10 protein-coding genes are annotated in these 12,256 nt (G+C 56.2%); all 10 read left to right on the plus strand.

Features of this window, described 5'->3' with window-relative positions; genetic code table 11:
- The first annotated feature begins 100 nt into the window (after window positions 1–100).
- The 10 genes from rsmH to murC are packed head-to-tail and all read left to right on the plus strand — an operon-like array spanning window position 101 to window position 12,255.
- Entirely contained in the window at window positions 101–1,075 is a 975-nt protein-coding gene (gene rsmH, locus ACKU4E_RS09905; RefSeq protein ID WP_320170913.1) for a 16S rRNA (cytosine(1402)-N(4))-methyltransferase RsmH, read from the plus strand.
- Entirely contained in the window at window positions 1,072–1,374 is a 303-nt protein-coding gene (locus tag ACKU4E_RS09910) for a hypothetical protein (protein ID WP_320170914.1), read from the plus strand. The genes rsmH and ACKU4E_RS09910 overlap by 4 nt, the downstream gene beginning before the upstream one ends.
- Before the next feature lie 20 nt (window positions 1,375–1,394).
- Window positions 1,395–3,341 carry a penicillin-binding transpeptidase domain-containing protein gene (locus ACKU4E_RS09915; protein WP_320170915.1) on the plus strand — a complete coding sequence of 649 codons (1,947 nt, stop codon included), beginning with the start codon at window positions 1,395–1,397 and terminating at the stop codon, window positions 3,339–3,341.
- 17 nt (window positions 3,342–3,358) lie between these two features.
- Window positions 3,359–4,816, plus strand: a complete 1,458-nt coding sequence (locus ACKU4E_RS09920) for a UDP-N-acetylmuramoyl-L-alanyl-D-glutamate--2,6-diaminopimelate ligase (protein WP_320170916.1) — start codon at window positions 3,359–3,361, stop codon at window positions 4,814–4,816.
- On the plus strand, window positions 4,813–6,201 hold the full coding sequence (gene murF, locus ACKU4E_RS09925) for a UDP-N-acetylmuramoyl-tripeptide--D-alanyl-D-alanine ligase (protein WP_320170917.1): 1,389 nt from the start codon (window positions 4,813–4,815) through the stop codon (window positions 6,199–6,201). The genes ACKU4E_RS09920 and murF overlap by 4 nt, the downstream gene beginning before the upstream one ends.
- Window positions 6,198–7,277 (plus strand): phospho-N-acetylmuramoyl-pentapeptide-transferase, encoded by a 1,080-nt coding sequence (mraY, locus tag ACKU4E_RS09930; RefSeq protein WP_320170918.1) that lies wholly within the window; start codon window positions 6,198–6,200, stop codon window positions 7,275–7,277. The genes murF and mraY overlap by 4 nt, the downstream gene beginning before the upstream one ends.
- Window positions 7,278–7,284: 7 nt before the next feature.
- The gene (gene murD / locus ACKU4E_RS09935; RefSeq protein WP_320170919.1) at window positions 7,285–8,589 is read left to right on the plus strand and encodes a UDP-N-acetylmuramoyl-L-alanine--D-glutamate ligase; all 1,305 of its coding nucleotides are present in this window, start codon (window positions 7,285–7,287) and stop codon (window positions 8,587–8,589) included.
- Window positions 8,586–9,701, plus strand: a complete 1,116-nt coding sequence (ftsW, locus tag ACKU4E_RS09940; protein WP_320170920.1) for a putative lipid II flippase FtsW — start codon at window positions 8,586–8,588, stop codon at window positions 9,699–9,701. Before murD ends, ftsW begins: the two co-directional genes overlap by 4 nt.
- Window positions 9,701–10,783: an undecaprenyldiphospho-muramoylpentapeptide beta-N-acetylglucosaminyltransferase gene (gene murG / locus ACKU4E_RS09945; RefSeq protein WP_320172630.1), complete on the plus strand. Its 1,083-nt coding sequence runs from the start codon at window positions 9,701–9,703 to the stop codon at window positions 10,781–10,783. Before ftsW ends, murG begins: the two co-directional genes overlap by 1 nt.
- Window positions 10,784–10,836: 53 nt before the next feature.
- Window positions 10,837–12,255 (plus strand): UDP-N-acetylmuramate--L-alanine ligase, encoded by a 1,419-nt coding sequence (gene murC, locus ACKU4E_RS09950; RefSeq protein ID WP_320172631.1) that lies wholly within the window; start codon window positions 10,837–10,839, stop codon window positions 12,253–12,255.
- The last annotated feature ends 1 nt before the right edge of the window (window position 12,256 follow it).

Raw genomic sequence — 12,256 nt, forward strand, 5'->3', positions numbered from 1 at the left:
TTTATTTATTTTTAAGCTTGATGTTTCAAGCCGTCACAGTTAACTACCGCTCCCCCCAGGAGTTCCCTCAAACACTGAAAACGGCTTGTGTCAGGACATTATGGAAAGCAAGGAAACCAGACCCGAAAGGGTTCACACATCGGTTCTGCTGAAGGAAGTCATTGAGTGGCTGGCCCCTAAACCGGGCGGTCTCTATCTCGACGGCACTCTCGGCATGGCCGGACATTCGAGCGCCATTCTGGAAGCTGCGGGAAAAGACGCGCAGCTTGCGGGACTGGATCGTGATGAACAGGCCCTTGAACTGGCCGGGACACGCCTTGAGCCTTTCGGAGAAAGGGCTCATCGGTTTCATCTTGCTTTCAGCAGATTCGAGGCCGCTCTGGACGAACTCGGATGGGACACCATAGACGGCGCAGTGCTGGATCTCGGTGTTTCATCCCTGCATCTGGACCGGGCGGAAAGGGGCTTCAGTTTCATAAAGGACGGCCCCCTGGACATGCGCATGGACCCTGCCGGGGGAATGCCGCCAGCATCATCAATAGTGAACAAGGGATCATACTCCGACCTGAACAGGATAATCAAAATGTACGGGGAGGAGCCGCTGGCCTCGAAGATAACCAAGGCCATCATTGCTGCCAGGGAAAAGGAAAAAATCACCACCACCCTGCAACTGGCGGCAATTGTGGAAAAGGCCTATCCGGCCAAACGCCGTGCACTGTCCCGGACGCATCCGGCGACCAAGACCTTTCAGGGCTTGCGCATAGCGGTGAACTCGGAACTGGAAGAACTGCGGACATTTCTGCAAAGGATTCCGGACAGACTCAGCCCGGGCGGAAGAATTGCGATCATATCCTTCCATTCTCTGGAAGACAGAATCGTGAAAAAGGCTTTCAAAGCTGCTTCCCAGTCCTGCGACTGTCCGCCCATGCAGCCGGTCTGCACCTGCGGCAAGGTCAAGCGACTTGAAATTCTGACCAGAAAACCGGTTCTGCCCACAGAAGAAGAAATGGAAACAAACCCGCGCAGCCGCAGCGCAAAACTGAGAGTGGCGGAAAGGACCGCCGAAAACGGGTGAGCCCTAAAATGAAAGGCGACTCCAAGGGAATGGCCATAGCACTGGCATTGACCATGGGACTGGCGCTGCTGCTGGGACTGGTTTCGGTCTGGTTCAACATAGAAAGAGTGGATCGGGCCTACGACCTGCGGAGAATGGAAAAAAGACTGGATGAACAGGAGGCGCTGGCCGCCAAGCTGGAAGTGGAGAAAAACAATCTGCTTTCACCCCTGCGGCTGCGGGAACTGGCTAAACAATTCGGATTCGGACCGGCATCGCAAGGCCAGATAAGGAGGCCTAGGGAAGCGGCGAAACCTTAAAACATCAGCGGGAGCTGGAAGTGGGAAAGAGGAAAAAGGAAAGCCTGAAGCAGAGCAGAAATAAACTGCTCTTCGTCATGGTCCTTTTCGCCCTTATCTGGGCAGGACTTCTCGGCAGAGCTGCATGGCTGCAGCTTTTCATGGGAAGCGACCTCTCGCGCCTGGCCTCCCGCCAGCATCTTGCCGCAGAGCTTGAACGCGGCGAACGCGGTTCCATATATGACCGCAACGGAAATCTGCTGGCCACCAGTGTGGAAGCCGCCTCGGTCTATATCCGTCCCGTGAAAGTCAAAGATGTCGGCGGAACCGCTGCAAAGTTGTCCCGCATACTCGGAATACCGCAGACGAAGCTGAGAAAAAAACTTTCCAGAAAATCAAATTTCATCTGGATCAAACGCCAGATCAACGACCGCATGGCGGCCAAAATCAGGAAGGCGGACCTGCCCGGAGTTTATCTGACTACTGAATACGTCAGGCTCTATCCCAACAATTATCTCGCCGGGCAGTTGCTGGGATTCACGGGAATAGACGGCAAGGGACTGGAAGGACTTGAAAAGGAATTCGACGGCAGGCTGGCAGGACGCAAGGCCCAGTTCGTAGTACAGCGAGATGCCTCCGGGCGCAGGCTTTATCTGGACGCCATGGGGCGGGAAATGGACATCAGGGGCAAGGATATCCACCTGACCATAGATTCCCATCTCCAGTCGATAACTGAAAACGCCCTGGCTGAAGCAGTAAAGAAATACGAAGGCAGATGGGGATCCGCCGTAGTAGTGGAAGTTGCCACCGGAGACATTCTGGCCCTGGCCAACTGTCCGAGATTCAACCCCAATATTTTCCGCACCAGTTCTCCGGATATCTGGAGAAACCGTGCGGCGCTGGACGTTGTGGAACCGGGATCGACCTTCAAACCTTTCCTTATCGCAGCAGCCCTGCAGCACGGAGTGGTGACTCCGGAAAAGCTGTTCGACTGCGAAAACGGACGCTGGGAGCTGCACGGAAAGTACATAAAGGACACGCATAAGGAAGGTTGGCTGCCGGTACACAAGATCATGCGCTATTCCAGCAACATCGGATGTGCCAAGATCGGTCTGGAACTGGGTGTGCAGAACTATCACAAATTCATCAGCGATCTGGGATTCGGGAGCAAAACGGGTCTGCCTCTGCCCGGAGACAGAGTCGGCATGATCCGACCTGCGGCGAAGTGGAACGAGATAGATCTGGCAGCAGGTTCCTTCGGACAGGGAGTCGGGGTTACCGCCCTGCAGATGGCCAAGGCCTATCTGGCTATTGCCGGCAAGGGAATGAGCAGACCGCTGCATCTGGTCAAATATCCCGACATGGAGGAAGAAAAACCCAAAAGGGTTTTCTCAGCTGAAGTGGCTGAAAAAGTTCTCTCCATGATGCGCGAAGTTGTGCAGGAAGACGGAACGGGAACAAAGGCCCGCATAAGCGGGACTACCGTTGCCGGGAAAACCGGGACCGCCCAGAAAGCGAACAGAAAAGGCGGATACGGGACTGAATATCTGGCTTCCTTCGTGGCGATGGTTCCGGGATACAATCCGGAATACATAATTTTCATGATGGTGGACGACCCCAAACCGAACCATTACGGAGGAACGGTTGTCGCCCCGGCGGTGAAGAAGGTCATGACCGAAACGCTGGCCTATTACGGCAAACTGCCCGAGCGCAGGGAGCCGACTCCGCTGATGGCTGTCGGAGAAACCGAATACACTGAAATGCCCAAGAAAGCCGTAAGGGCAACTCCTCTGCATTCGGAATCAAACGGCGCCACGGTCCCGGACCTGACCGGCATGCCCATTCGCAGGGCAATCGAAATTCTGGTCCAGAAAGGATTCGTTCCCAAGATCAAGGGCAGCGGAATGACGGTGACAAAACAACTTCCCGGAGCCGGAGTTAAATGGCCCGAGGAAAAAAACGCAGAAATGGTTCTCTGGGTATCCTGAGTACAGGCGGATTATACATGAATAAGGCATTTGACAAAATTAAATGGAACGCACTGCTGGACCTGGTCGCAAACGGCCTGATGGTCCGCACAGACTCCCGCGCCGTGTGCGAGGGCGAAGTCTTCGTGGCCATATCCGGCCCGGTGCGGAACGGGGAGGATTTCGTCCCCCAGGCCGTTGAAAACGGTGCGGCCTACGTCATCTGCGCAACGGAAACGGATACCGGAAATGCGGAACTTATCGTTCACCCCGATCCCCGCGAGGCTTTGGGGGAACTGGCTGCAGCATATTTCAACACCGCGGCGGGCAAAATCAGACTGGTGGGAATAACCGGCACAAACGGCAAGACCACAGTCTCCTACCTTGTGGAACATCTGCTTGCTTCCGCCGGAATTAAAACCGGAGTGATCGGAACAGTCAGCTACCGCTGGCCGGGTTTCGAGCAGGAAGCCCCGCTCACAACCCCCGGATGCTGGCAGTTGCACGAACTGCTCTCCCGGATGGGCGAGGCCGGGGTAGAGGTAGCGCTCATGGAAGTTTCATCCCATGCCCTGCACCAGAAACGCGTTGCCGGATTGGATTTCGATGCGGCGGTCATCACCAACGTGACTCAGGACCACCTCGACTACCACGGCGACATGGAAAGCTATTTCCAGGCCAAGTGTCTGCTTTTCAGCCACTATCCCAAGGCCCTGAAACGCGGAATAATAAATTTTGACGACCCATACGGCAGGCGTCTTCTGGAGTGCTATTCACCGAGCATAGGATTCGGTCTGGATACGGCCTGTGCGGCAGGAAACGAAAGCCTGTGCGGAGAAATGATCTCCTGCACCGGCAGCGGTCTGCACCTGCGCATAAGCAGAGGCGCTGAAAAATGGGAGATCGAGTCCGATCTCATCGGCAGGCACAACGGTTCCAACCTGCTCGCCGCTCAGGCAGTGGGCCTGCACCTAGGACTGACTCCCGGACAGATGGATGTCTTCAAGGGTTTCCACGGCGCTCCGGGCAGGCTGGAAAGGGTCCGCAACAACAAGGGACTCAATATTTTCGTGGATTACGCACATACCCCGGACGCCCTTGAAAATGTACTGCGCACCCTGAGAGACCTTGAGTTCAAAAGGTTGATCACCGTGTTCGGCTGCGGCGGGGACCGGGACCGCACCAAACGTCCGCTCATGGCCGAAGCGGCCTGCAGATATTCCGATGTGGCCGTGCTAACCTCGGATAACCCGCGCACAGAAGATCCGCTGAGCATTCTTGATGATGTACGTGCCGGTATCCGCGGCTGCGACAGGGTTATCGAGGATGTTGACCGGGCGGCGGCAATCAGGAAGGCCGTGGCAGAAATGACCGGGGACGATGTGCTGCTGGTGGCCGGAAAAGGTCACGAGACATACCAGATAATCGGAACAAAAAAACGGGACTTCTCCGATGCCGAAGAAGTAACCAAGGCTATCAAGGAGATATACGGTTGAAACTGACCTTGCGCGAACTGGAAGAACAGCTCCTGGGGAGCAGTGAGACACCCTCTGCCGAGAGCATCGAAATAGCCGCCGTGCGCATTGACAGCCGGCTGGTGAAAAAGAACGATGTTTTTTTCTGCATTGAGGGAGAGAACTTCGACGGCCACAATTTCGCCGCAGCGGCACTTGATGCCGGAGCGGCGGCTGTTGTTGTTTCCCGGCTCCTCCCGGAACTGGAAGGCAGACGGGTCATAATGGTCAGAGACACTGTACAGGCCCTTGGCAGAACAGCCGCTTACTGGAGACTCAAATCCAAATCCAGAATGATCGCCGTGACCGGTTCGGCAGGAAAGACCACCGTGAAGGAAATGCTGGCCCACGTGCTTTCAGGCTCCCACACGGTGCACAAGAATTTCATGAATCTCAACAACCAGATCGGCCTGCCGCTCTCCATGCTTCAGGCAACCGGCGAGGAAACCTACTGGGTCATGGAACTGGGGATCAGCCTTCCCGGAGACATGGCGGAACTGGGTCCCGTTGCCCTGCCGGACATGGCCGTGGTTCACAATATCGGACCGGCCCATCTGGAAGGTCTGGGCTCGCTGGAAAACGTGGCCAGATTCAAGGCCTCCATTTTTGAATACCTGCGCCCTGAAGGAAAGGCCCTCTGCTGCTCGGATCATGAGCTGCTCTGGAAGGCTGCCTGTGACATTGCCGACCCTGTTCCGTTCTCATCACAGGACGAAACCGCGCCCTACTACAGCACGCTGCTGCGCACACTCCCGAACGGCTCCGGCGAATTTCTGATCAAGGCAGGCGAAGAGCAGGCCAAAGTGATACTGCCCACCTGCGGAGCTCACTTTGCTGAAAACGCGGCAGCAGTAACCTGCGCCGCCCACCAACTGGGCATGGAGCTTGACGAAATCGCCGCACGACTGGCCTCCGTGGAATTGCCGAAACAGCGGTTCCACTGCCATCCCTGCGGAGAATGGACTCTCATTGACGATTCGTACAACGCCAACCCGCTCTCCATGCACCGGGCCATTGAGACTGCCCGCAACATAGCCGGAGACCGTCCGCTGGTGCTGGTACTCGGAGACATGCTGGAACTCGGTGAAGAAGCCGGTTGTGCCCACTGTGATCTGGGCAGCAAAATTGCCGAAATCGAGCCGGAAGCGACTTTCTACCATGGCAGCCATTACAGCGAAGTGGCCTCGAACACCAACGGCTCCACGCTTGTTCCGGTAAACAGTCCGGAAGAATTCATGAACGGCATACACGCGCTCGGCTTGAGTGACGCGGTGGTCCTTTTCAAGGGCTCAAGATCATGCCGCATGGAAGAATATTTCAAGGCCCTCAACAATGAAGTCGGCAGCTCAGAAGGAGACAAAGCGTGATCTATCATTTCCTGGTTCCACTAAGCGCACAGATCAGTGTGCTGAACGTGTTCAGGTACATCACCTTCAGGTCCATCTACGCCCTGCTCACGGCGCTGGTAATCACTATTGTGCTCGGCCCGGCCATGATGAAATGGCTGCAGAAGATCAAATGCGGCCAGTACATTCAGGACGAAATTGCCGAACAGCACAAATGCAAGGCCGGAACCCCCACCATGGGCGGACTGCTCATCGGGTTCGGGGTCATTGTCTCCACCCTGCTCTGGGCCGATCTGGCAAACGTTTACGTCTGGCTGACCATGCTGGTCTTCGCCGGATTCGGTGTGGTCGGATTCGTGGACGACTTCACCAAAATCAGGCGCAAGCAAAACAAGGGAATTTCACCCTCGGCAAAACTTTTCGGGCAGCTCCTCGTAGCCGGAACCGCTGTGGGACTGCTGATCATGCAGCCAGCGTACTCCACGGAACTGGCTGTTCCATTCTTCAAAAATTTCACCCCGAATCTGGGCTGGTTCTACCTGCCGTTCGCACTGCTGGTCATGATCGGGGCCTCCAACGGAGTAAACCTGACCGACGGGCTGGACGGGCTGGCAATCGGGCCGACCATAACCAGTTCAACCTGTTACGCATTTTTCATTTATATTGCAGGCCACGCAGGCATAGCCGGTTACCTCAATGTGCCGCACGTTCCCGGAGTGGGAGAAGTGACCGTGTTCTGTGGCGCCCTGGTGGGAGCGGGTCTTGGATTTCTCTGGTACAACGCCTACCCTGCCCAGATTTTCATGGGCGATGTGGGTTCGCTGAGTATCGGCGGGGTTCTCGGGTTCATAGCGGTACTCTGCAAGCAGGAACTCCTGCTGGTAATCGTGGGCGGTGTTTTCGTGTTTGAAACCGTGTCCGTAATCATGCAGGTCGGATATTTCAAGGTCAGCGGCGGAAAGCGGATTTTCCGTATGGCTCCCCTGCACCACCACTATCAGGAAAAGGGAGTGTCGGAATCCAAGATAGTGATCCGGTTCTGGATAATCTCGATTCTGATGGCCCTGATGGCCTTGAGCACGCTTAAAATCAGGTAAGGATTTCATGGATAGCGCATTCGTAAAACTGGTCACCTCGACCCGCATGTTCACCGACCGTCTGGCAATAGTCGCCGGGGCCGGACGCTCCGGACTTGCAGCCGCAAAGCTGCTGCACAGACTGGGAGCAACCGTGCGCATTGTGGATGCCAATGAAAACCTGACTGCGGATGTGCTTGAAGGACTCGGGCCTAATGCGCAGCTTATGACCGGACCGTTCTGTGAAGCACAGTTCGCCGGAGCGGACGTTATCGTGCTCAGCCCCGGAGTGCCCGTACGCAAGATTCTGCCCTACACCGGAGATCTGCCCGAACGCAAAATCATCTCCGAACTGGAACTGGCCGTATGGTTTGCGGACGAACCCAAGATCGCCATAACCGGGACGAACGGAAAGACCACAACCACGGCCCTGATAGAGCACATACTCAAGGAATCCGGGCGCACGGTTTTCGCAGGGGCCAACTACGGCACCCCTCTTTCCGAATACATCGTTGGCCAGGAACGGGCCGATGTGCTGGTACTTGAAGTATCCAGTTTCCAGCTCCAGAACTGTCGTCTGTTCCGTCCTCAGGCAGCCATACTGCTCAACGTTTCCGCCAACCACCTGGACTACCACGAGGACATGGCTGAATACCTCGCTGCCAAGCTCAAGATTTTCGAACGCCAGAGCAGGGAAGAACTCGCCATACTGCCTGCGGATATGCGTGACGAACTGAACCCGTCCGAATTTACCCGCGCCGAAGTCAAATGGTTTGACGGAACGGCTTTTCCGGAACAGCCCAACCTGCCGGGAGCGCACAACCGCCTCAATGTGGAAGCGGCCTGGCTGGCTCTGGAAAAAATAGGGCTCAGCCGGAGTGAATTCGAAGCCGGGCTGAAGACCTTCCGAGGAAAACCGCACCGCATTGAAGAGATAGGCAGTGTGAACGGAGTGCGCTTCATCGACGATTCCAAGGGCACCAATCTGGATGCAGTGCGCGCGGCGCTGACAACGTTCAAAGGTCCGGTACGGCTGCTTCTCGGCGGAGTGTTCAAAGGCGGCGATGTGCGGGAACTCATCCCGGTGATGCGGGACCGAGTTGCCGAGGTGGCCCTTTTCGGAGCAGGCCGGGAACATTTTGAACCCGCGTTGAAGGATGATTTCAAAATTTCATGGCATGAGAACCTCGAAAAGGCAGTACGCACCCTTTTCGCAGGTTCCAATCCGGGAGATACAATTCTGCTTTCACCCGGCACGGCAAGCTTTGATGCCTACAAAGGCTACGCGGCAAGAGGCGACGATTTCAAAAGGATCATGGAGGAACTGTCTTGAACAAGAAGAAAGACCTCTCCGGCAAACCGGAACGTCCGGACTACTGGCTGCTCGGCGCGGCACTCCTTCTGGGCTGTTTCGGGCTGATGATGGTGCTCTCCGCCAGCGGCATCATGGCCGAACGTTTCTTCGGGGATAAATACCTTTTCTTCAAGAAACAGGGACTCTTTCTGGTGGCCGGGATATTCATGATGTACGTCAGTTCCCGGATTCCCAGAGCGGTATTCTACAACATGGTCTACGTCTGGCTCATGGGTGCGTTCTGTCTGCTGCTGCTCTGCGATTTCACACCCCTTTCTGTTGCCGCCGGCGGCGCGACCCGCTGGATTGCGCTCGGGCCTATCCGCATACAACCACTTGAATTCTGCAAACCGGCGCTGGTGCTTTACCTGGCCTACTTTTTTTCACGCAAGCAGGACCTGATCAAGACCTTCAGTGTGGGATTTCTGCCTCCGTTCGCCATTACCGGAGCACTCTGCCTGCTGCTGATGATGCAGCCGGATTTCGGCGGTTCGGTATTCCTGTGCATGATCCTTTTCTTCATGAGCCTTGTCGGCGGCACAAGGATAAGCTACCTGCTCACCTCGCTCATTTTCGCGGGCGGGGCCGGTTACATGCTTATCACAAGCTCCCCGTACAGACTCAAACGCATGACCGCCTTCATCGATCCGTTCAAGTCCGCGCATGAGGAAGGGTATCAGCTGGTGCAGTCCCTCTACGCCTTCGGATCCGGAAATATTTTCGGGCAGGGCCTCGGTGCCGGGAAACAGAAACTGTTCTTTCTCCCGGAAGCGCACAACGACTTCATCATGGCCGTGGTAGGTGAAGAACTGGGATTCCTCGGAGTGCTCGCAGTGTTTCTGGTAGTAGGCTTTCTGGTCTGGCGCGGCTTCAAGATCGCCCTGGCGCAGGAAAACCTGCAGGACAGATTCACCGCATACGGACTGACCATCATGCTGGCCCTCGGGTTCGTGCTCAATCTGGCAGTGGTCATGGGTACCGTGCCTCCCAAGGGCGTTCCCATGCCTTTTGTCAGCTATGGCGGATCAAGCCTGCTCATTTCGTGCACCTGCATCGGCATACTGCTCAACCTGTCCAGGGGGAAAGTATGATCGGGCGCGTGATACTGACCACCGGCGGAACCGGCGGACACGTATTTCCGGCCCTGTCCGTGGCCGAAGAGATAAGAACCCGTTTCCCGGAATGCGAAATCCTGTTCCTCGGCGGACAGGGTGCTGAGCGCGAAATGGTCGAACGCGCGGGCATTCCCTTCAAGGGGCTCCCGGCAAAGGGAGTCATCGGCGGCGGGATCAAAAAATTTCTCGGTGCGTTCTGGATTGTGCGGGCCCTGCTGCTGGCAGCAAAAGAAATTTCAGGATTCAAACCCGAAGCGATAATCGGGTTCGGCGGATACGCCGGATTCTGCCCGGTACTGGCCGGACGGCTGCTTGGAGTACCAACAGCCATACACGAACAGAACAGCGTGCCGGGAGTGACCAACCGCATCCTCGGCAGGATGGTAAAAAGAATTTTCACCTCGTTCGCGGACACGAAACAGATGTTTCCGGCCTCCAAGGTCGTTGTTACGGGCAACCCGGTACGCCGGGAAATCATGTCCGCGAAAAACAAAAGCTGCGATAAGGCTGTGCTGGTTTTCGGAGGCAGTCAGGGCGCCAGAGCCATAAACGAAGCTGTCTGCGCCGCGCTGCCGCCCCTGAAAGACGCTGGAATCAGCCTGACCCACCAGACCGGAAAGGCGGATTTCGAAACAGTCCGCACGGCATACGAAAACATTGGAATGGACGCACAAAGGGTCTCCCCGTTCATTCACGACATGGCGGCGGCATATTCACGGGCGCAGCTTGTGGTCTGCCGGGCCGGAGCCTCCACTGTATTCGAGGTGGCGGCAGCGGGAAAACCGGCAGTATTCATCCCCTTTCCGCAGGCCACCCATGACCACCAGACCGGCAACGCCGCCAGTCTGGCAGAAACAGGAGCGGCAGTTCTGATCCCCCAGAAAGACCTCGACGGGAACAAACTGGCCGAAACGATAATTGAACTGATTTCCGATCAGGACGGCTTGAAAAGCATGGGGGAAAAAGCCCTGTCCTTTGCCCGGCCTGACGCGGCCTCCGCCATAGCGGACGGCATTGAAAGTATTATTTGCACGAGAAGAGTGAGAGGTAAGGCATGATTGCAGCTGAAGGACCGAGTGTACCCCTGGTAACGGATGCGGCCTGTCCCATTATGCGCAGCAGAGTGGGCAACATTCATATGATCGGAATCGGCGGCTCGGGAATGAGCGGCATTGCCGAGGTGCTGATCAACATGGGCTTTACCGTGACCGGTTCAGACCTTGCTGCCGGAGCACCGGTCAAGCGGCTGCTCAAAATGGGTGCGCAGGTATACATCGGCCATGGAGCAGACAATGTCAGCAATGCTGATGTGGTGGTCAAATCCACAGCCATATCCAACGACAACCCGGAACTCGTCCGCGCCCGCGAACTGGGTATCCCGGTCATTCCCAGAGCGGAAATGCTGGCCGAACTCATGCGGCTGCGCACCGGCATAGCCGTGGCCGGAACCCATGGAAAAACGACTACAACCTCGCTGCTGGCAACAATTTTCACGGAAGCCGGGCTCGATCCAACGGTCATCATCGGCGGAAGGCTGAACACCTTCGGCAGCAACGCCCGCCTTGGCGACGGCCAGTACCTGATTGCTGAAGCAGATGAATCTGACGGCTCCTTCCTCTGCCTGTCCCCGATCATTACCGTGGTGACGAACGTGGACAGGGACCATATGGATTTCTACGCCGATCAGGACGCCATTGACGAATCCTTTCGCACGTTCATGAACGGAATTCCCTTTTACGGAATGAACGTGGTCTGCGGTGATGATCCCGGAGTGAAAAGACTGCTGCCGACCATCAAAAGACCGTGCATGACCTACGGGCTGGGTAAGGAAAACCGGTTGCGGGCGGAAATACTCTCCTGCGAAGTCCGTTCCCTGTTCAAAGTATTTCTGGATGACGAACTGCTCGGGGAAGTCTCTCTGGCACAGCCGGGCAAGCACAATGTGCTCAACGCGCTTGGAGCCATCGGCGTGGCCCTTGAAGCAGGGCTGGACCGTCAGGCCATTCTTTCCGGGCTATCGAATTTCATGGGTGTCGGGCGCCGTTTCGAAAAGAAAGGCGAATGCAAGGGAGTGCTGGTGGTGGACGACTACGGACACCATCCTGCAGAAATCATGGCCACTATTGAAACGGCTAAATCGTGCTTTCCCAACCGCAGACTGGTCGTGGCCTTCCAGCCGCACCGGTTCACCAGAACACAGGCGCTGTTCGGGGAGTTCTGCAAAACCTTTGAAAAGTGCGATGAACTGCTGCTGACCGAAATATACCCAGCTTCGGAATCACCGATTCCGGGTGTGAACGGCATGTCGCTGGCACAGGGCATCCGTCAGGTCAGCTCCACCAAAGTCCGTTTTTACCCGGACTTCGAAGTGCTGGAAAACGAACTGCCCAACATCCTCAAACCGGGCGACCTGTTTATCACCCAGGGTGCGGGATCAATATATAAAATCGGCGAAAACTACCTGAGCTACCTTGAAGAACAGGGTTGCGACTGCAAAATCAGCGACGGCTGCACACCGTTCAACGGATAAG

Source organism: Maridesulfovibrio sp. (assembly GCF_963677005.1).
GTDB lineage: Bacteria > Desulfobacterota > Desulfovibrionia > Desulfovibrionales > Desulfovibrionaceae > Maridesulfovibrio.